The sequence below is a fragment of the Nostoc sp. UIC 10630 genome (assembly GCF_010747425.1).
Lineage (GTDB): Bacteria > Cyanobacteriota > Cyanobacteriia > Cyanobacteriales > Nostocaceae > Nostoc.
In genome coordinates this window covers 1-23,372 of sequence record NZ_JAAGOG010000136.1, presented here as the reverse complement: position 1 = coordinate 23,372, position 23,372 = coordinate 1, and the positions used below count along the sequence as shown (strand labels likewise).

Below are 23,372 nucleotides of genomic sequence, written 5' to 3'. Positions count from 1 at the left end.
TCCCCCATTCCCCATTCCCCAATCATGAAATTTGGTGTTGTTGTTTTTCCAGGTTCTAATTGCGATCGCGATGTTGCTTATGTAACCAGAGATTTGCTTTTACAACCAACTCGCATGGTTTGGCATCAAGAAACAGACATTGCTGATTTGGATGTCGTCATCATCCCTGGTGGCTTTAGTTACGGGGATTATCTGCGCTGCGGTGCGATCGCACGTTTTTCACCCGTGATGCAACAGGTTGTTGAACATGCTCAAAAGGGTAAGTTTGTCATTGGTATTTGTAACGGTTTTCAGGTATTAACTGAAGCTCGACTTTTGCCAGGGATGTTAACCAGAAATCGGGATTTGCATTTTATTTGCGATCGCGTCCCCTTAAAAGTTGAGCGTACCAATCTCTTATGGACGCAAGCCTATACCAATAGTGAAGTTATCACTTTGCCTATTGCCCACGGAGAGGGACGATTCTACGCGGATGAAGCTACTCTGGCAGAAATTGAAGATAACGGGCAAGTCGTGTTTCGTTATGAAGGGGAGAATCCCAACGGTTCACTGAACAACATTGCCGGGATTTGCAATCGTAAGGGCAATGTGTTGGGAATGATGCCGCACCCAGAAAGGGCATCTGACGCAATGCTGGGTAATAGTGATGGCTTAAGGCTCTTTCAGGGCTTGTTAGAGAAGGTAGCTGCATTAGCCTAGCCTAGAGCAAATATGGGGCGAGATCGCTTTCTGAAAGATAAATGAAGATTCTTCTAAAGATAGCGATCACTCCATCACATCAAGTTTTAGAATTTGCATCACGAAACAGTCCATCGTAGATATCACTTCTACAAATTAACGCAAGAGCCAGTATTCCCCTGCCCGCTTTTTCAACACAATTACTAATTCGTAATTCGTAATTAAAATGGTTGGAGTAAATAGCCAAATTTTTTTAAAATTATTTAAAATTAGCGGTCTACAATTAGTTGCAGATTTTAACTCCAACTAATTCAATTACGAATTACGAATTATCAATTACGAATTATTTTAACGTACCTCTTTAAGACTATCAATTTGCTTGGTAAACAACTCAGTAAATAAACTAAGCACAGTCCGTTCCTCGCGTACTTTTATGTTGGCACTGATTGACATACCTGATTGCAATGTGACGTTTTTACCCTTAATTACTAAAGATTGTTTATCCAATGAAATTTTTGCCGGAAATCTATAAAACTGATGTGTTTGATCTGGCGGTAATGCGTCTGATCCTATCCCCATCACTTCCCCTTTGATATCGCCAAATTCGCTGTAAGGAAAAGAATCAATTCTCACATCTACTTTCATGCCTTTTCGCACAAAACCGATATCTTTGTTAGTGATGAAAACTTCAGCTATATAGTTTTCCTTTGGGACAATTTGCAGCATTTTTGTCGTCGGGTTCGCTACAAATCCAGGATTTTTCGCTTGTAAATCGAAAACTGTTCCAGCTACAGGCGCACGAAGTTCTTGATACTTAACGTTTAACTGTGTTTGAGAGATTTTACTATTGACATCTGCCAAACGCTGTTCATTATCTAGGATAACTTTCATGAATTGGCTATCAATTGCAGCAATACGCTGTTTGTTATCAGCTATCTTATCCAAAACGTTTTTATCAGAAACAGCCACCGTATTGCTTAATTCTTGTTGGCTCTTCTCTATATCAAACTGGAGGCGTTTTTCTTCCTCACCTAGTTGTGCTACTTCCGCCGTGCGGTTTTGTACTTCTTGTTGCTGGTTGAGATACTGAAGTTGAGAAATACCACCTTCTTCTGATAATATTTTCAATTTATCTAAAATACCCTGTTGAATGGCTAAACTCGCTTTACTATCTTCCAGCTTAAATTTATTTTGAGCTAGTTGTTTTTTGATTTTTTCTACTTCCAACTGCGCCGCAGCAGAACGAGAATCTAATTCTTTTTTGGCAACTCGGAGACGTTGTTGCTCATCAATTCCTAAAGTAGAATCTCGACCAGAATTTCTTAATTGAGTCCGTAATAAGTCATTTTCTTCTACTAACGCTACCCGACTTTTCAGTAGAAAAGCAGTTTCTTGTGGCAAATTACCGCGCAAATATAAAAGTTCAGATCCCCCGGCAGTAGTTGCCCCCATTAATCGCCGATAAATTTGATTTTCTTTAATTAATGCAACACGAATTTTATTCAAAGAATTTAATTCGGCAACACTGGCTATGGAATCAAAAGTCAGCAACAAATCTCCTGGCTTTACCTCTTGTCCATCTTTAACATTAACTGTTTTCACAACTCCACTAACAGGAGCCTGAACTTCTTTTATTGTTCCTTGCGGCTTTAATTGACCTGTTGCTGGCACTACTTGCTCAATTTTCGCAAAATAAGCCCAAGTAATTCCAAAGCAGGCTAACCCCATGAGAGTAACCATAATTGCCCGCGACCAAACTGGAGATTGACGCAAGACAATTGCTTGCTCAAATTCCTCATTCCTTGAGTTAATTAAAGACTCTTGAGCAGCTTTCTGTTGTTTTGTAAGTACCGGTGAATCTTGTTTGACTCCATTTTTATGATTCCCGTTTTTCTGATTGCCGTTGTGGTGATTCCCATTAAGTTGAGTCATAACGATTTTGGGTTTTGGATTTTAGATTTTGGATTTCTTCTTGGGTGAACACTGTTCAAATTATGTAATGCTATGCCGCCAATAATAACTAACTATAAATTCACATCTTGTTGCTGATACAGATAATAATAATGACCTTTAGTAGCCATTAGTTCTTGATGGCTACCTTGTTCTATAACCCTACTATTATCCATCACAACAATCATGTCTGCATTACTGACGGTGTTTAGTCGGTGGGTAATAAAAAATACTGTATCACCCTTAAATGCTTTGGCTAAATTGAGACATATTTGCCGTTCTGTGGGATAGTCTAGGGCGCTAGTTGCTTCATCTAAAACTAATAATTTTGGTCGTTGTAACACAGAACGAGCGATCGCAATTCTTTGTCGTTGTCCACCTGAAAGTGCAGAACCCCGTTCTCCCACGCGCGTGTTGTAACCGTTGGGCAAGTTCATAATAAACTCATGAGCGCACGCAACCTGAGCCGCTTCGATTATTTCTTCGGTTGTCGCATCGGGATTCGTCAGAGCAATATTTTCTTGAACGCTACCGTCAAACAACAATGTTTCTTGGGGAACTACGCCAATTTGTCGTCGCAGTGAATAAAGTTCGACTTTGGCAATATCATAACCATCAATCAAAATTCTGCCGGACTCAGTTTCGTAAAGTCTCAGCAGCAATTTCATCATCGTACTTTTACCCGATCCACTTTGTCCGACGATGCCAATAAATTTTCCTGGCGCAAATTCGAGGTTGACGTTGGAAAGTTGCAGAGGGCCACTCGTCCCAAATCGAAAGGAAACATTTTCATATTTTACTGCTCCCTTAATCGTCGGTAAGGGTATGTTGTAGCGGTCTGTTTCTCCTTCTTGTGGCGTATCGACAATATCGCTTAAACGTTCTAGAGACAAGGCTGTTTCTTGGAAGCTTTGCCAGAGTTGAGCTAAACGTAATATTGGGCTGGTGACGTAACCCGATATAATTCTAAAGGCAATTAATTCGCCTAAAGTTAATTCTTGTTGCAGGACTAAATAAGCTCCTACCCACAAAACTAGTAAACTGCTGAGTTTGTTGAGAAAGTTACTGGTGGAGTTCGCGAGGGTGGAAGTTACAACTGTTTTAAAACCAGCAGCGACAAACCGAGCGTAACGCTCTTGCCAAGAAAAGCGCGATCGCAATTCAATATTTTGCGCTTTTACGGTTTGAATTCCTGACATCACCTCCACTAAATAAGATTGAGTTTCGGCATTGCGTTCGGCTTTAGCACGTAACTGTCTGCTAATGGTGGGAGATGCAATTAAGGTAATCACGATAAACACGGGAATTGTGCTTAAGCCTACCAAGGTGAGTTGCCAACTGTAAATCAGCATTACACCGATATACACCACCGAGAACAGAGCATCTAATCCCACTGTTAAGGCAGTACCAGTCAAAAATTGGCGAATATTTTCTAATTCGTTGATGCGAGTGGAAAGTTCACCCACCGGTCGGCGTTCAAAATAACGCAGTGGTAAACGTAATAAGTGGTCGATAATTTGCGACCCTAAACCCATATCGATCCGGTTAGTGGTATCGACAAATAAGTAAGTTCGTAAGGTAGTCAGTACTGCTTCAAATAATCCGACTACTAATAGTAAAATCCCCAAAATATGTAGTGTGCCAATACTATTTTGAGTGATAACTTTGTCGATAATTAACTGAACTACCAGAGGATTTGCTAATGCTGCCAACTGCACGAAAAAGGAGGCGATAAAAACCTCAATCAACACTCGACGGTGCTTTGACAAATATGGCAGAAACCACCGTAAACTAAAACGTTCTTGGGGTGTTTGGTTGGTAGCACTGAGCAGTAATACTCTAGCTTGGGGCGGAAAGTTGGTTGGATCAACATCTAATTGTTCAACCAATTGAGCAGGTTTACAGCGCACAATTCCTTTGGATGGGACACCAACAACCACCGTATTTGCATCTGCCGCATATAAAACTGCAAAATTATCACCATAGCGAATCAATGCCGGTGTAGGAATACGCGTTACTGAGGAGACTGGTATTTCTATTAACTGCGCCTTAAGTCCGATTAATTCTGCCAGGTAAGCAGTAACTTGAAACGATATAAGACCCTGACGTTTGACTTGCTCAGTTAAGATGCGGCGAACCACTTCTCGACGAAACGGTATTTCTAGGTGCTTCGCGATCATTTGGAAGCAGGCGAAGGCTGTGTTTAATTCTCCCTTACCACTAAAAAACGGGTATTTTTGTTTTGACGAACTCTTTGAGGTATCGGGAACTGTCTGGGGAACGATTTCGTCTGATGCGTAAGGGATATCTAATTCATCATCATTTTGGCTATCTACTGGGGTGTTATTTACCGCCAGTACTATCTCATGACTATCTTCTAAGATCAAATCTGACGGATGGATACCAAGCAACCTTGAAGGGTTTTGACCTATGACCTGGATCTTGTCTCGGTCGTCGTCTGCTTCTAGGCGATCGCCAGGTGATAAATTCGTGACTGTACCACCGCCACTTACAAACCAGGCCCTTGCGCTATCCAGTTGGTTAAATGCAGTTTTTCCTGGAGGTAAGTAATGGATTTTTGCCTGCGGTAAGGCTTTTTCTGTCAGTTCTCTGAGATTTAAAGTTGCGATCGCTTGCTTTTGCCAATAGGAGGCGAGAATATCAAAAACTTCTATCAAATAAGTGCGATTCTTGCGGGCTTCGGCAAAAGCTGGGTATGAAGCGAGAAAACTAAAATATGCCGATGCACTCAAGGTTAAACATACTACTTCGGTAGAGGCGATCGCAGTCTCGCAGGCAACATCGCGCAACAAACTAATTTCACCAATAATTTCTCCAGGTTGCAGCAATTTTAGGGTAATTGGCATTTGCGTCTGGGGATCGTATCCCAAGAGGCGTACTTGTCCCTCATAAATAATGGTGATGCGTTCCGGGAGACTTTCTTTACCAATGATTTTTTGACCTATGCGATAGCGCCAGGCTTGCAGTTGTTCTGATAGATTAGCGATCGCTCCATCGGGTAACTGTTCAAACCCTTCTATGGTAGTAAGAAATTCGGGAAAAGTGTTCTTAATATAAGTCATATAAAACAACTAAAAGTGAGCAATTAAGTCGAAAATATTAGGGAGTATCTCTTTTACTAACAGTGGTAGTGTTTGGTTTTATGCTAGTAGTGGCAAGACTTCTGTACCATTCAGGTGCCTAAACATGTAATAGTACAGAGGATAGTTTCGTCTAATTTTAGAGCTGTATTTATATCACACGGTTACGATTGTTATGCGTTTCTCAAACCAAAGCATAATGTAAATAGATCGAGGACAAGTTATCACTTGGTTAACGACACATAATTTATACAAAATTAAAATCAATATTTAAGTATCGCAAATATGCAAGATGGATACTCTACTTATCATCAAACCAAAGCACATAAAGGTGTTTGTTAAATTTAGTGTCGCATATTTTAATTTATGATAATCAACATGAAAATATCACAGATGCCTTCCTAAGTAAATACCCTAGTTAAAAATTATGTAATAAAAAAAACTTTAAATTTCTGAATTATTTTTTACATCTTCTTGAATATAGGGATTGACAAAATCACTAATGACCAAGGATAGTGAACTTTCCTTGTTAAACAGTGCCATACCCGAATTTATGAAAGAATTATCTCTTACTTTTTTGGTAGCTTAATTTAATAAAAATTAACTGCAAAATCAAAGGTGAAGATTTATTATGACCCTAGAGGAATCAACTATTAAATTTATGAAGGAAAGACAATAATTGCCTTCAGTAAATTCACTAGTTTAATCCATATTAAGTCTCGTTAATAGCGGTGCATAAAAAAACCTCATCTCGCAACTGGGATGAGGTTATTTGATTTATCTAAGTAATTACTCGTGCTTAATATTAGACAGTACTGACACTCAAATTTAGCTGTAAAATCATGTCGTTGTAATCTTTATCACCACCATTTGGTAGATCCTCAAAACCAAAGGTGTTATTCCCCAACAGGCGAATGTGATCTGTCTTATCGAGGTTAGCGCCCAAGAATGTAAAGTAAACCTGTTAATAGTTTTTTAATTGCCACTGTTGTGTTCAAAACCCTTATAGCTATTGACTGTAGCAAGATTGCCTATTGCCTTATCCCAACGACAATTATTTACGCCTACTTACTTAAGTTTCATTTAATCCTCAGTAAATACACTAACCAAGCTATAGTCTAGTACTTATGCAAAGGTTTTTTAGCGATCGCATTTACACATATATCAAGTCGCCAGTGTAATTTATTACCCGCAAATAAAACAACCCCATCTCGCAAGTGAGATGAGGTTGGAAAGCTATAACTACACAATTCAGAAAGAACTTTGAGCGGGTCAAAATAGCTTTTATATCTGGCTTAAAGACTTAAGTTTTGTACCTCACTGAGTTACTTCTTTCCTATGGTTTCTGCAATAATTTGATCTATGCAAGACTTCATTTTTTCGGACACAGATCGTACATGGGGTTCTTTAAAAATGGAATTATGAATCCCAGAAATATCATAAATATCCACTCCCCCTAATGCCAATTTACCCCAACCCATTTTGGAATCAGCCTCTCGTTGTCCAACTACAAGACCATCTTCTGTTCGGAATACGGTTGCTTTACCTGAGTAAACTTGTAGAACATATTTTCTTAGCGCTTGTATAGTGGCATGTTCCACCATAAATTTCCGGTTGGAGTAAGGTAAGGGGCGACCAAGAATCAAGTGAAAGTAAAAGACAAACCGCCAGAGTATCTCTTTGATTTGATACTTAAACCGTTCTGTATTTCCTTTTACCTGCTCAATAAGATAGTTAGATGCAATTGCTAAAAGACTCTTCCAATCATGAGAGGCTGGCTTTTGCAATGATAGAGATTCAGTATTTTTTGAACCATAAGTATCAAATAGAACTAACAAAGCTACTTCCTTACCTTGTATGGTCAATTGTCGAGCCATCTCGTAAGCAATTATACCGCCAGAGGAGTATCCACCGATTAAATAAGGCTCATGTGGCTGAATAGTCTGGATTTGTTGAATGTAGTGCGCTGCCATGTCTTCAATTCGGGTATAAGGAAGCTGTTTTCCATCTAACCCTTGTGGTTGTAGTCCATAAAATGGTTGATCTGATCCTAAATGCACAGCCAATTCACGAAAACGTAGAACTTCTCCACCCAAACCATGTACACAGAAGAAAGGAGGCTTAGAACCGTTGGGCTGAATAGCTACTAAAGATGACCAAGGAATTGATGTTTCAGATTTGACATCAGCTGTTGGCACCGCCGCAATCCCAGGTTTTAAGCATATTTCTCGCTCAACAATATTAGCTAACTGCTCAATAGTTGGAGCTTGCAAAAGGATAGATAGAGCTAGATTTTTGCCTACTATCTTTTCAATTTGAGAAAATAGACGTACTGCCAGTAGTGAGTGTCCACCCAAATCAAAAAAGTTATCTGTTATTCCAATCGGATGAATTCCTAAAACATTTTCCCATATTTCTGTTAATTGAAGTTGTAATGGATTTTCTGCTGTAGCAAATATTTTTTCTCTTTTAGTATTAGTTGGATTAAGAGCAAGTAAGGCTTGACGATCAACTTGACCATTAGCATTCAACGGCAGAGAATCAACTATGACAAAGGTAGGCAACAAATGCTCAGGTAGCTTTTGCTGGAGAAAACTCAGTAGTTGCTCACTCCCAATCGTTTCGTCTTGTTTGGGAACAAGATAAGCAACTAAATGTTTGTCCTCAGAAATATCTTCTCTGGCAATCACCGCAGCGTTCTGCACGCCTGGATATTGAGCCAAAATTGTCTCAATTTCTGTCAACTCAATCCGAAAACCGCGAATTTTAGCCTGATTATCTCGGCCACCAATAAACTCAATATTGCCGTCACTTAAGTAGCGTCCAAAGTCGCCGCTTCTGTAAAGGTATAACCCGGATTCGCTGCTAAAGGGATTGGGGATAAATTTCTCAGATGTTAATTCGGGACGGTTAAAGTAGTCTTGTGCAATACCGATACCACTAATGTAGATTTCGCCAGTAACGCCAATTGGCAGGGGTTGCAATCGCCGATCAAGAATGTATATTTGGGTATTGGCGATCGCTCTCCCTATAGGAATTTCTGACCGAGTGTTACTGGCTTCAGTGGCAGTTGCCGGATCGTAAACCGTGGCGGTTAAAGTCGTTTCTAGCGATCCATAGGCATTAAGCCAACGTACTTGCTTGCCAACTTTTTCTACCCAAGTTAAATAAGCATTACGTGAGACTTTTTCTCCACCAACCATGACTAAGCGCAAGCTGACTGGCAAGGTTTGTGGAGATAGAGACGGCTCTTTAACTAACTGATGCCAAAAATACGTAGATAGATTAACAACGGTAATCTGTTGTTGAGCAATGAATGGGAAAAACTGCGTCGTCGAGTTTTGTAGCTCTTGAGACTGTATAATTGCAGTAGCACCAGCAATCCAAGTGGGAAATAATGATTCTATAAAAGAATTGCAAGTGATACTAGGTGAGAGTAGGAGGCGATCGCTCTGGATCAACTCCCAAGTGTCACTGATTGCTAGGCTGTGGGTGACAAGATTACGGTGGGTAATGGCTATACCGTTGGGTTTTCCATTGCCGCCGGATACATACATCACACAGGCGAGAGTTTGATCTGTGGTATAGTAATCTTGATTTTCCGTTGTGTGTAGTGCAATCGCTTCCCAATCATTATCCACACAGATAACTTTTACCTGATGCTCAGAGAACTTCTCAACCAATGAGCTTTGGGTTAACACTACGGATATTTGGGCATCTTTTAAAATGAAAGACAGACTATCTTGCCCAGATGTCGGAGCTATGGATACGTAAGTTCCCCCAGCTTTCAAAATACCCAACAGCCCCACAATCATATCTAGCGAAGGCTCTACATAAAGACCGACGAGTACCCCAGATTTTACCCCTAGAGTTTGCAAATAGTGCGCTAATTGATTTGCACGCTGGTTGAGTTCCTGATAGGTTAGTTGCTGATTTTCAAAACTTACTGCAATATTATCTGGAGTTCGTTTAGCTTGAGCCTCAAACCACTGATGAATACAAGTCTTCTGTGGATAATCAGCCTGTTTGCCATTCCAGTCAACTAATAATTGATGCTGTTCAGGTGCTGTCAACAGAGGTAATTCAGATATCGGCTGATCGGGATTAGCAACAATGCCTTCTAGTAAAGTTTTGAAGTGTCCCAACATTCGCTCTATGGTACTGGCATCAAACATCTCGGCATTGTAATCAAATACCATACCTAGACCATTATCCTGTTCCCGTAAGACTAATGTCAGATCGTATTTGGTTTTACCATGATAGATGTAACCAAATAGAGAAGTAATAGTCAAATCAGGTAGTTGCAATGCTCCCATACCACGACCGTTTGACCAAGGAGGATTGAGGGAAAACTTTACTTGAAATAAAGGCGAACTGTTCCGACTTTGTTGTTCTGGTCTAAGTTCTTCAATTAGTCTCTCAAATGGTAAGTCTTGATGGGTATAAGCTTCTAAGCAATCCTTACGCACGCGGTCTAACAATTGTCGAAAAGTTGGATTTCCTGCTAAGTTACCCCGCATTACAAGAGTATTAGAGAAAAATCCAATCAGCCGCTCGGTTTCTACTTGTCCCCGACTTGCACTTGCAAAGCTAATCAGTAGATCTTCTTGTCCAGAATAACGGTAGAGCAATAGCTCAAACACTGTCAGGAGAGTCATGAAAAGGGTAACACCCCATTTTTGACTCAGGTCTGTCAGGGCATGATTCAGCGTCTTTGATAGCAGCAGGGCAGCGCGATCGCCTCGATATGTCTGCACACCATGAGGACGCGGATGATCGTAAGGTAACTCAATGATCGGTAAATTGCCTTCTAGCTTTTGCTTCCAGTAGTTTACCTGTGACTCTAAAACCTCTCCTTGGAGCCACTGATATTGCCAATTGGTAAAATCGGCATATTGCACTGGTAAAGGAGTTAAAGGAGAAGCCTTTCCCGCCGACAATGCTTTATAGATGGTAGTGAAGTCTTGATAAAATATATCAGAAGAAGCTCCATCACAAACTATGCAGTGCATATTCCAGATTAGCAGATGCTCGCGATCGCTCAATCGCAGCAGCAGCAACCGCAAAATCGGCCCATTGGCTAGATCAAAGGGTTGATGAGCTTCTTTAGTTGCCAGTAGGAGAGCTTCTGCCTCCCGTTGTTCATCTGGTATTTGCCGCAAGTCAATTATTGGCAGCATCAAGGAAACATCGGTGGCAATGACTTGAGTGGGCTTGCCATTCACGGCGGGAAAAGTTGTCCGCAGAACTTCATGGCGGCGGACAACTTCTCTCAAACTTTCCTCTAAGAAAGCAACATTGAGATTCCCCGTAAAACGCACCACAACGGGCATATTATTTGAGGAACTATTAGGTTCAAATTGATGCAGGAACCATATCCGTTGCTGACCAAAGGAAAGCGGCAAGTTGCCATTCCGTTCACAAGCGACAATTGGGGGAATCTGTGAACTGGCGGCTGTAGTAATTTGTCGCAGAAAGTTAATGATTTCGGCTTTTTGAGTTTTTAACTCGGTGAGCAATTCTGGTGTGAGACTATCTTTTGCTGCCCGATAGCGTAAGCGATCGCCCTCTAGCCAAAGTTTGACATCGCGCTGACGTAGTTCAGAGAGTAGTTCATCTAATGTTTTCATAGCTCACCTTCCTCGTAATCATCAGCTGTTTCACTATCAGCAGCCTGAACTCCTTGGGTGGCCCAACGCAGAGTTTCCACTCGTTCAGCCAATTCTGCCACCGTTGGTAATTCAAATAAATTGGACATGAGAATTTCTACTTGCAAGGCTTGGCGCAGTCGAGAAACCACTTGAATTCCTAGTAGAGAATATCCACCCAGTTCAAAAAAGTTGTCGTAAATCCCAACCTGCCTGACATTTAAAACCTGTGTCCAGATATCTGCAATCTGCTGCTCAATGGCAGTGCGAGGCGCTACATAATTTGCTTCCAGTTCTGGACGGAAAGAATCAGGCTTTGGTAGTGCCCGACGATCAACTTTGCCGTTAGCATTTAGCGGCAAGGCTTCCAGTGCCATAAAAATCTTGGGCACCATATACTCAGGAAGCTGCTGTTTTAAGAATCGACGTAACTCGGAGATTATTTGCGGGTTATCTTGACTAGTTTCTGCTACAAAATAACCAACCAGCACTTTCTCACCAGGAGCATCTTCTCGAACAATTACTACCGCTTCTTTTACTGCCGGATATTGCAAAAGTGCAATTTCAATTTCACCCAATTCTATGCGGAAACCGCTCACTTTTACCTGATTGTCAATCCGACCCAGGTATTCAATCTTTCCATCTGGCAAATAGCGAGCTAAGTCTCCACTTTTATATAAGCGTGATTGAGTATCTGAGCTAAAGGGATTGGCAATAAATCTTTCAGCTGTAAGATCCGGGCGATTGAAATATTCTCGTGCTAAACCATCGCCACCAATATACAACTCACCTGTGATTCCAATTGGGACGGGTTGTAAATGGGAGTCTAATATATAAACTTGGGTATTAGCAATGGGGCGACCAATAGGAATAGAAGCCCCTGGCTTTAGTGGTGCTGTAATGTCATAACAGCAGGTAAAAGTTGTACTTTCTGTCGGACCGTAACCATTAATTAGTTTACAGTTTTCTACTGTGTTGATAAATTTCTGGACATGGGTAACGGATAAAACATCACCACCTGCTAACAGTTGACATAAGGGTTTTAAAGCATCAATTTTTTCATCGACTATTAGATGGAATAAACCCGCCGTTAGCCATAATGTTGTCACCTGATATTGCTGAATAAATTGCCCTAATTCGTCTAAAGATGGCGTATGGGGAGGGAATATTATTAGTTTTCCACCATTAAGCAAACAACCCCAGATTTCAAAAGTTGAAGCATCAAAAGAGATAGGGCTAATTTGCAGAAATACTTCTTTGTTAGTAAGGCTTACATAGTTAGTTTCTTTGACTAATCTAACTACACCTTGATGGATAACACTAACACCTTTGGGCTGACCTGTAGAACCAGATGTGTACATTACATAAGCCAAGTTGTCAGCCTTGACATTACTAATTAAATTCTCTGGTGTTGCTTGGTTGATAGTATCCCAGTCAGTATCTAAACAAATTACACTTGCTGCGTGAGCAGGTAGTTTGTCAATTAGCTGTTTTTGAGTCAACAGTAATTTGATCTGGGTGTCTGAAAGCATAAAAGCCAAACGTTCTTGCGGATACCCCGGATCTAGGGGGATGTAAGCTCCACCTGCTTTCAGAATGCCTAAAAGACCTACTACCATTTCTAAGGAGCGATCAACGCAGATCCCCACAAGAACATCTGCACCTACTCCTAATGTTTGTAGGTATTGCGCTAATTGGTTGGCGCGAATATCTAACTCTCGATAAGTAAGTTGTTGTTCTTGAAATACCAAAGCCACAGCATCAGGGGTGCGTTCTACCTGCTCCTCAAATAAATGATGAATGCATTTATGTTGGGGATAGTCTGTTTGTGTCTGGTTCCATGTTGCTAATAACTGTTGCTCAACTGCTGGTAAAATTGGCAATTTAGCAATACTTTGATTGGGGTTAGCAACTATACCCAATAACAAAGTTTCAAACTCTGCCATCCGGTGGCGAATAGTGTCAGCGTCAAATAAATTAGTGTTGTACTGACATTCCAGGGTCATCTGACCATGTAATTCTGTGGCGTTGATGAACAGTTCAAAATTCTCAAAAGCGCGGGGGTTAGAGAAAAATTCTACTTCCAATCCAGTGAAAGGGAGTTTATCACTATCTAAACCCTGATCGATATTAAATGTAATGGGAACTAAGGGAATGCGGCTAGAATCCCGTGCCAAAACTAATTTTTTGACCAGACTGCCAAAGGTAAATTGTTGATGATCGTAAGCATCTAAGACAGCCGATCGCCGCGATCGCAAATAGTCACTGAAAGATTTTTCACCATCAATCTGGCTACGCAATGGTAATAAGTTTACACAGTGTCCTACGAGATTATATTGCCCCAAAGCGGCTTGTCCGGCGGCTGGAATACCTACAACCAAGTCGTTTTGTCCCGTCAGACGGTGCAGCCAAACCTCAAATCCTCCTAGGATAGTAGTCATAAAGCTACAACCGAGTTTTGTCCCTAGTTGTTTGAGGTTGGCAACTAGTTCGGGACTTAAATGCCAATCTTCGCGGGCAGCATTAAAGGTTCTGAGTGGTGGACGGGGGCGATCGCTGGGGAAATCCAGCACAGGTACAGTGTCAGCGAATTGTTCCAACCAATATTTTTCTGTGGCGATCGCTTCTGGACTATCCGCCTCTTCTTCCTGCAAAATCGCATATTCACTTAAATTGTCTGGTTCTTCCAATTCAGGAACAATACCCTGTTGCAAGCCAGAATAAAGTTTACCCAAATCTGGCATCAACACTGCCCAAGACCAACCATCACAAATAATATGATGTGCTGTCAAAGTAGCTAGATGCTCCTGCGCCTGCAATTTGACAATTTTTGCCCGAAATAGCGGACCATGTTCCAAATCAAAAGGTTGCTCTACCTCTTGTCGCAAGATACTAGCTAATTTTTCCTGTTGTTCTTGTGGTTCCAGGTTAGAAATATCAATAACAGGGATTTCAATTTGCCGAGAAGCAACAATGCAGAGTGTATTGCCATCGGTGCTAAAAGTTGTCCGCAGTGCTTCATGACGTTGTACTAACTTTTCCACCGCAGACTGGAAAACTTTGACATCAAGTTCGCCTTTTAACCGCAGAGATTGGGACTCGTTATAAGCACAATTGGCAGCATCCCCCATTTGTACAGAAGCCCAGATTTCTTTTTGTGATTCTGTGGCAGGGGCGGTTAGAAGTAATTCTCCATCTGCAAATGGATCAAAATCAACCGCAGTTAAACTGGATTGGTAATCTACAGGTAATAAGCTCATAAAATTCTATTATTTTCTCAGTTTATTCAAAGTAAAATTTAATTTTTTCTTGGCAAAATATTGGCATTTAAATTCATTGTTTAGCCAAGATTGTAGACTTTAAATAATTACGCATTGGAACCTCTACAAATCTATATGTCAATGATGCAGCCAATATGATAATCATAAGAAATACTCCTAGAGATGTCAAGGCTTGATATTCTGTGAATTCTTTGCCAAAAGCATGGTGGAATTTATAAATCCATAATGTTTTTAACAATTCTTGAACAAACCAATGAACCATGTAAATCGAGTAAGATATAGTCCCGAAATACAGCATTAACCGTGAATTTAGAAATTTTGATATTACACTATTATTGTTGATAGATACAGCTAAAATTAGGATAGAAAAAGCTGGCAAAATTAGCCAATCATGAAGACTACGCCAATAATTCCAGTAGTAATTCATAATCAGAACTATCCAAGTTATAGCTATAATTGCTAGTAAATTAAGATTAAAATAATTTCTATAATTACCTCTGCGATAGACTTTATAAGTTATAATGCCGAGTATGCACTCTAGCCCGCACCTAGCTATGGAAGGTATGCCAATAATACTATCTAGATTTCCACGGGTAAAAGCGATTAGTAGTAATATACTGAAGAGAGCAAAAGCATAAATTTTTAAATCATTTTTCTCATTATTTCGTAATAATAAAAACAAGAAAAAGGGAAATATGCAATAAATAACAAACTCTACACTAATTGACCAAGCTGGCTCATTCCAATAAGTATCGCACCAAAATAAAGGTGGGCAATTTAAGTCGAATGCTTGGAGAAGGAAAATATTAGCAAAAAGGGCAGTTAAGTTAAATTTGCCAGTAAAAGCAGAATTATCTAGTAAAAATATTTTTAAAATTTCTAATCCGATAAATAGAGATAGAATAAATATATGTAAAGGATAAATTCTGGCAAAACGCGACAATAAATATGAACGATATTTAGATGAATTAACTTTTAATGAAAAATCTTCAATATAAATGTGGGTCATGATAAAACCACTCAGAATGAAGAAAAAATCAACCCACAAATATCCATTACGAAAAAAATTGCTATATTCTGATAAAGTTGAACCAGTTTTAGGTAAAGTGTAATATGAAAAATGATGTACAACAACAACCAAAGCTGCAATACCGCGCAGAGCAGTGAGCGAATTGATTTGGTTATACATTGATATTTTTGGCATTGAATTATCTCAAGAATATAAACAGTTAGATATTTTTAGGATAATATTGATGGTTTCATGGGATTTATGAAATACAAGTATGCTAAACATTGTTCACCAGATTATGATTTTGCTAGGCATTGCCCACGCTATTTATAATAATTATTTTGCTATATCAAATCTGTCAAAATTTTAGCTTTTAATTTCTACTATGATCTGGTTAGGACTGACTTGAACCAGCTTTAAGTAGATTATCAGTTAATATAAAAATCCCTAATCGATGAGTATTTAATATTTGCAAACACAGTTAATTTTTGGTGTTGCTGAATTGGAGTAGGAATTGACATTTTTTGATATGGCTTCATACTTTCAATCAGCAACGCCAATTTTTTAAAGTACTCAGGAAACACTTGCAACTTGTAAATACTTCCCAGGTCGCTCGGTATCGGGGATATACCAGGCGGGGTTGCCTTGGGGATCTCGTCCTAATTTGGCATTAGGTTGCGGAGGACGATTACGTAGGCTGTTATTGGTAACTTCAGTGTTTGTTACTTCTATGGGCGGTGCAGACAAAAAGCCAGCAGACTGCATTTCGGCAATACTTTCTTTAAAGGCTGCCATTACAAAAGCTAGATCGGCTTCGGAATGAGCTGTTGTCAAAAAGCAAGGACGGTGATCCCAAGTATGCACTCCCTTATCCCGCAGTAAATAAAATAGTAAGTCTCCATAAGGAAACTCTGGTGCAGATTTCACCATAAACAGGGAGCCGAAGTTATAAGCTGTAAACGGAGCCTGAACTTTCTGGAAATAGCCCATAAGTTCCGCTACAAACTTATCGGTTCTTGCATTGAGATTTTGCTGCAAGCTGGGGCCACTCTGTTTTAAATGTTGAAGTACTGCTTTGGCGGCTGCTAGTGCTAAAGGATGGCGGACAAAAGTGCCGGCAAAGTAAGTCACGCCAACTTCTGGAACTGAGTCATCCCCAAACTGCCAAAATCCACCATCTAAAGCATCCATATATTGCGATTTTCCAGCAATGACTCCAATCGGTAGTCCACCGCCCACAATCTTGCCGTAGGTTGCTATATCAGCTTTGATACCAAAATGTGCCTGAGCGCCACCTGGATGAATTCTAAATCCGGTAACGATTTCATCAAAAATTAGAGCAATACCAGCTTCTTCCGTGAAATCACGCAATTGCTGAAGGAATTCCTTGGGCTGGTATTCAGGGCGACGGCTTTGCACAGATTCAACCATCACTGCTGCTAATTCATCAGCCCGACTTCTAAGAATTTCTAGAGACTCAGGTGAATCGTAGTCCACCACCAAAATGTTCTCTACCATTTCAGGTGGGATACCAGGAGCAGCAGGAATTGACCGGAGTTTTTTTGTCCCCCGAACAATTACTTCATCCAAAATACCGTGATAAGCCCCCGAAAAGATGGCGATTAAATTACGCCCTGTGATGGTGCGTGCCATCCGCATCGCTCCCAAAACCGCTTCTGAACCTGTGTTGCAAAAGGCTGCTCGGTCAAAGTTGGTCAACTCACACATCAGCTTTGCCACTTCTCCAACCAAGGGAGTCTGCGGCCCAATTTCCATGCCTAGTTTCAGTTGCGCTTCAATTGCTTCGGTAATGAAAGGTGGCGACCAACCAAACAAATTCAAACCAAAGCCATTGCTTAAATCGACATATTCATTACCATCAAGATCCCAAAGTTTAGAACCTGATGAACGAGACGCTACGATGGGATAAACCATCTCTTTCATCGTCGGGTTAAAGCCAGAAACAGTTCTTGGATCTGCCAAATAAGGGCGATGAGATTGAGTGTATTCTTTAGATTTTTGAGTCCGTTTTGTATATCTTTGGATAATTTTATCTAGATGATTGCGTTGTTGCGCTGTCAGAGTTTTAGTCTGAGTTTTTTCAATTCGAGCAGCCGCACCAAATGCCTTTTTAGCACCATTTGATTCCGTCTCTACCGATGCAGGTGATTCTTTGCTCGTTTGAGTAGCTGGGATAGATACGGCATTTTGTGGTTTGACATCATTATTTTGAGGTGTCGCCGCAGGTACAACTGGGATTGTTACAGGTTGACTGTTGTTACCCAATAGTGCCAATTGCTGACTCATGATTTGTAGCTGCTGATTAATCACATTTTCGAAGAAACTGGATGCAGCAGGTTGCGGAGAAATCTGAGGTGCAGATCCATTTGTATGAACTTCATGCACTACCAAAGTGGGTGATGTGGTTGCAGGTGCTGGTAATGGTACTTCGGGAATTGGTTCTGTAACGGTTTCTGTTAATCCTAATGCGGATAAAGTTTCGGGAGACAAAGCTGGATTGATAAAGTCAGCCAGTGTTCCTAAATTGGGGTAAATTTCTAGTAACTGCCTAAGTGTTACCTTTACTTGAAATTTTTTCTTTAACGCTAGCCCCACTTGAGTCAGTGATAAAGAATCTAATCCCATTTCTAAAAATGTTGTCGAATCGTCAACACTAGCGATTTCCAATCCTGATGTTTCTTCAATAATTTCTTTTAGCAGAGGAATAAGCTTTTGCTGAGGAGATTTTGTCATATCTTGGGTCTTTTCTAACTGGGGATTTGAAGGTTTGGGAGTTGCTGTGCGATTGGGATGAGGTAAAGGATCAATCCAGAAGCGTTGGCGTTCAAAGGGATAAGTAGGCAGAGGAATTCGTTGTCGCGTTTCCCTTTGATAGAAGTTGCTCCAGTCAATAGATACTCCTGCTAGCCACAGTTGTCCTACTGCCTTGAGTAATGCTGTCCATTCGGCTTCATTCTCAGCGTTATCACTCAGAGAAGCGATCGCTATCTGTTGTTTAATATCTTTTGCTTGTTGGCGGGCTAAGGTCGTAGTTGTAATTCGCGGCCCAACTTCTAACAATACGCGTTCTGGTTGCTGCCATAAGGTTTGTATCCCCTCCGCAAATCGCACAGTCTGACGTAGATGTGTAGCCCAATACATCGGATCAGTTGCTTGCTGGGCTGTAATCCAGTCGGCGGTAACTGTGGAAACAAAGGGAATTTGAGGAGGTGATAATTTAACTTTCCTAACTACCTCTGCAAAGGGGGCTATGATGTCATCCATCATTGGGGAATGGAAAGCGTGGGAGGTGTGTAAACGGCGACAGACAACTTCTTCGCTTTCTAGTTCTTTTTGCAGAGCCGCGATCGCCTCTGTGGGGCCAGAAACTACACATAGGGAAGGGCCATTAATTGCTGCGATCGCTAATTCTGGACTCAATCGCGGCTCTACCTCTTTGGCTGGTAAGCGCACTGAGAGCATAGCCCCTTCTGGTAAGTTCCACATGAAGCGACCGCGATTTGCAACCAACATCAGCGCATCTTCTAAGGTGAATACACCCGCAATACAGGCGGCGACAAATTCGCCAATGCTGTGACCAATCATCGCTTGGGGCTTGACTCCCCAACTTTGCCACAGTTGCGCTAAAGCGTATTCAACGACGAATAATGCTGGTTGAGTAAAGCAGGTTTGCTTTAGGGCAATAGCCGCAGTTTCGCGATCGCTTGGCGCGGGATATATAATTTTTCGTAAATCACCGCCCAGTAATGGTTTAAGGATTTCTGCACATTCATCTACTACCTCCTGAAACACAGGTTCGCGGTTGTAGAGATTCAGTCCCATATCCACATATTGCGACCCTTGTCCGGGGAACATGAAGGCAACGGCTGGATTACGGATTTCTGTATGGCGGGTATTTACTTGATTGGGATCTAAAGATTGTAAGGCCGCGATCGCATCTGTGATGTCGTGACAAACTACACTACGTCGATAATTTAAGGCTTTGCGCCCTCGCTGTAGGGTATAAGCTACATCGGCTAAGTTAATTTCAGCATTGTACTGGAGATGTTGCTGCAAATTTGCTGTTGCAGCTTCTAAGGCTGTACTAGTTTTTGCCGAGAGCAACAATAGCTGCTGTGGACGAGAAGATCCAGAATTTTGAATTTGTGGCGCTTCTTCCAGCACAATATGAGCATTAGTTCCACCGACACCAAAAGAACTTACACCGGCTCGTCGCGGAGTTTCACCTTCTGGCCATTCAGCTAGTTTGGTATTTACATAGAAGGGGCTGTTGGCAAAGTCAATCTTGGGATTGGGAGCCTCAAAATTTAAGCTAGGTGGAATCTTTTTATAATGGAGGGCAAGAACAGTTTTAATTAATCCTGCTACCCCAGCCGCCGCAACTAAATGTCCGACATTGCTTTTCAGAGAGCCGATCGCACAAAATTGTTTGGCATCTGTATGCACACGAAATGCTTGCGTCAGCGCTTCAATTTCAATGGGGTCGCCTAAAGGTGTAGCTGTGCCGTGAGCTTCAATATAAGAGATGGTTTCTGGGTGGAAGTTGGCATAAGCTTGCGCCATTGCAACGGCTTCTGCTTGTCCGTCTACGCTGGGAGCCGTAAAGCTTACTTTATCAGCGCCATCATTATTAATACCTGAACCACGAATTACGGCATAGATGCGATCGCCTTCATTGAGTGCATCTTCTAAACGCTTGAGGACAACTATTCCTGCACCATTGTTGAACATTGTGCCCTGAGCGCTGGCATCAAAGGGACGACAATGACCATCTCCAGACAGCATACTGCCTTCTTGAGCCATATAACCGCTATTTTGGGGTGTAGTCATGGATACACCACCAGCTAAAGCCATATCGCACTGATAGCTGCTTAAGGCTTGACAAGCTTGAATAATTGCTACTAAAGAAGTAGAGCAAGCTGTATTAACACTGACAGCCGGACCTTTAAGGTTGAGCTTGTAAGCAGCACGGGTGGTTAAAAAGTCTTTTTCATTTGCTAACATCGTCTGGAACTCGCCGATGCGATCGACAATTTCCATGCGTCCAGAAATGTGGTTAGCAAAATAAGTATTTTGACCACAACCAGCGTATAAACCAATCAAACCCTCAAAAGATTCTGATTCATAACCAGCATTTTCTAAAGCTTCATAAACCAACTCTAGAAAAACTCTGGCTTGTGGATCCATAATCACAGCTTCCAGTGGATTAATGCCAAAGAAGGCAGCATCAAAAGTTTCTCCCCCAGGAATGATTCCTCTAGCTTTTACATAACTGGGATCTTTGCAAAGGTTCGGGTCAATGCTGGGATCTAATTCCTCATCTTGAAAAAAAGTCGTTGACTCTAATCCCTCACACAGATTGCGCCAAAACTCATCAACATTGCCAGCGCCAGGAAATCTTCCTACCATGCCGATAATGGCAACACCATCAATAGGATCTTGGTTATCTGAGGTTTGCATATTTACCATTGCTTAAACACCTTGTTGATGATTACGGCGACGAGCTTGAGCTGCTTGTTGGCGTTGAGCACGATTTTGCAGCTTGTCATGAGATGGTTGGCTGTTTTGGTTTGAATGCAAATATTTTGCTAAAGAGCCAATCGTTGAATACTGAAATAGCTTCACAGCAGGTAGTTCAATACCAAGTTCCTGTTTGACTCGTGCAGCAACTTGTAGAATTGAGATTGAAGTTCCTCCCAAATCAAAGAAATTATCATCAATCCCAACGCGATCGATTTTGAGCAATTCAGATAAAATACCTGCAAGCAAACGTTCTAAATCGGTTTGGGGAGCAATGTACGCTTGTTCCAGTTGCGGACGTTCTCTACTTGGTGCTGGCAATTTATGTCTATCTACTTTGCCATTTGCGGTTAGAGGCAGTGATTCTAACATCACAAACGCTGATGGCACCATGTAATGAGGTAGTTGCTGCTGTAAAAAACTACGTAAATTATTGTGTGTATATTTACTGTTATAGTGAGGAACAATATAAGCAGTCAACTGCTTTTCACCTGTTTCATTCTGACGAGCTAAAACAACAATTTCTCGAACATCAGGATGTTGTGCAATCTCCCGCTCAATTTCCCCTAGTTCAATTCGGAAACCGCGAATTTTTACCTGATTGTCAATCCGACCTAAAAACTCGATATTGCCATCTGGAAGATAACGAGCTAAATCTCCAGTTTTGTAAAGGCGGGTTGCCAAATTGTTATCAAATGAATGAGAAATAAATTTTTCGGCAGTCAATTCGGGGCGATTCAAATACCCTCTAGCTAATCCATCTCCAGCAATGTACAATTCGCCAACTTCTCCAATTGCTACTGCTTGGAAGTTGTTGTCTAATATATAAACTTGGGTATTAGCAATTGGGCGACCAATAGGAATAGATACACCTGGTTGCAGTGGCGCTGTTATAAGATGGCAGCAGGTAAAAGTTGTATTCTCAGTTGGCCCATAACCATTAATTAGCTGACAGTTCTCTACTGTTTGGAGAAACTTCTGCACATGGGGAACAGATAAGACATCGCCACCCGCTAAAAGTTGACGCAAAGATTTTAACGCATCAATTTTTTCATCCACTATGAGATGGAATAAGCCGGCTGTCAGCCAAAGAGTAGTGACTTGATATTGTTGAATAATCTGCCCTAATTCTTCTAATGATGGTGTATGAGGAGGGCAAATTACTAGTTGCCCACCGTTAAGTAAGCAACCCCAAATTTCAAAAGTTGAAGCATCGAAGGAAATAGGAGCAAGTTGCAGAATTATTTCTTCAGCCGTGAGGTGAGCATAATTAGTTTCTTTGACCAATCTAACTACACCACGATGGATAACGCTAACCCCTTTGGGTGTACCTGTAGAACCTGATGTATACATGACATAAGCCAAGTTTTCAGCAGTGACATTAGTGCTTAGGTTCTCTTTTTTATTTTGGGCGATTGTATGCCAATCTGCATCTAGGCAAATTACAAATGCGCTATGAGTAGGTAATTTAGCAACTAGTTCTTTTTGAGTTAATAGTACTGATACCTGGGTATCTAATAGCATAAAAGCTAAACGTTCTTGTGGGTACCCTGGATCTAGCGGTACATAAGCTCCACCCGCTTTGAGAATAGCTAAAAGTGCTACAACCATTTCTAAGGAGCGCTCTATGCAGATACCTACAAGAGTTTCTGCTCCTATACCTAGTGTTTGTAGATATTGTGCCAGTTGATTAGCACGACTATTCAAATCTCTATAGGTGAGATGCTGATTATTAAATATTAATGCTACAGCATCAGGTGTTTTCTCAACCTGTGCTTCAAACAACTGATGAATACACGCTTGCTGAGGATAATCCGTTTGAGTCTTATTCCACTCGATCAGTAGGTCTTTTTCGGATTCTTTCAAGATAGGTAATGTTAAATTATATCGTTCTAAGTTATTATCTGATGATAATGATGTTTGAGACTCAGTTACCAGAAATTGATTTTTATTTTTAGCTAATGAATCAGTTATTGCTTTCATATTTTATTTCCGCAAAAAATAAATCTTTTTGCAAAACTTGTAGTTTTTAAGTAGTGCTGCATTTTTAACTCAATAAATGTCAAGTTTAACGATGCAGCTAATGTTACTACTAAACTATACAAAATCAGAATTATTACTGAGTGAAAAATACTAAGGTTTGTTCTAAAATTCATATTGAGAG

At 40.9% G+C, this 23,372-nt stretch carries 9 protein-coding genes and 1 pseudogene; 1 reads left to right on the top strand and 9 read right to left on the bottom strand.

Features of this window, described 5'->3' with window-relative positions:
* Positions 1–24 precede the first annotated feature (24 nt).
* Positions 25–699, top strand: coding sequence for a phosphoribosylformylglycinamidine synthase subunit PurQ (purQ, locus tag G1O98_RS25905; protein ID WP_163933864.1), 675 nt, complete (start codon positions 25–27; stop codon positions 697–699).
* A 327-nt stretch (positions 700–1,026) separates the two neighbouring features.
* Here the strand turns inward: purQ and G1O98_RS25900 are convergent, their stop codons facing one another.
* The 9 genes and pseudogenes from G1O98_RS25900 to G1O98_RS39475 all read right to left on the bottom strand — a co-directional run.
* Positions 1,027–2,610: an HlyD family efflux transporter periplasmic adaptor subunit gene (locus G1O98_RS25900; RefSeq protein ID WP_163933861.1), complete on the bottom strand. Its 1,584-nt coding sequence runs from the start codon at positions 2,608–2,610 to the stop codon at positions 1,027–1,029.
* A 92-nt stretch (positions 2,611–2,702) separates the two neighbouring features.
* Positions 2,703–5,711: a peptidase domain-containing ABC transporter gene (locus G1O98_RS25895; RefSeq protein WP_163933858.1), complete on the bottom strand. Its 3,009-nt coding sequence runs from the start codon at positions 5,709–5,711 to the stop codon at positions 2,703–2,705.
* 823 nt (positions 5,712–6,534) lie between these two features.
* Positions 6,535–6,681: pseudogene (locus G1O98_RS25890) on the bottom strand (DUF4114 domain-containing protein); the annotation flags it as partial.
* Positions 6,682–7,054: 373 nt separating this feature from the next.
* Complete coding sequence (locus tag G1O98_RS25885) at positions 7,055–11,359, bottom strand: non-ribosomal peptide synthetase (RefSeq protein ID WP_163933852.1); 4,305 nt, start codon at positions 11,357–11,359, stop codon at positions 7,055–7,057.
* Positions 11,356–14,637 carry a non-ribosomal peptide synthetase gene (locus tag G1O98_RS25880; protein ID WP_163933849.1) on the bottom strand — a complete coding sequence of 1,094 codons (3,282 nt, stop codon included), beginning with the start codon at positions 14,635–14,637 and terminating at the stop codon, positions 11,356–11,358. Before G1O98_RS25880 ends, G1O98_RS25885 begins: the two co-directional genes overlap by 4 nt.
* A 73-nt stretch (positions 14,638–14,710) precedes the next feature.
* Complete coding sequence (locus tag G1O98_RS25875) at positions 14,711–15,862, bottom strand: acyltransferase (protein WP_163933846.1); 1,152 nt, start codon at positions 15,860–15,862, stop codon at positions 14,711–14,713.
* 378 nt (positions 15,863–16,240) lie between these two features.
* On the bottom strand, positions 16,241–21,157 hold the full coding sequence (locus G1O98_RS25870) for a type I polyketide synthase (RefSeq protein ID WP_163933843.1): 4,917 nt from the start codon (positions 21,155–21,157) through the stop codon (positions 16,241–16,243).
* Positions 21,158–21,160: 3 nt separating this feature from the next.
* Entirely contained in the window at positions 21,161–23,191 is a 2,031-nt protein-coding gene (locus tag G1O98_RS25865) for a non-ribosomal peptide synthetase (RefSeq protein ID WP_163933841.1), read from the bottom strand.
* Positions 23,188–23,372 (bottom strand): hypothetical protein (locus G1O98_RS39475; RefSeq protein ID WP_207794509.1); only part of this gene is annotated, 185 nt, incomplete at its 5' end. The genes G1O98_RS25865 and G1O98_RS39475, both read right to left, overlap by 4 nt.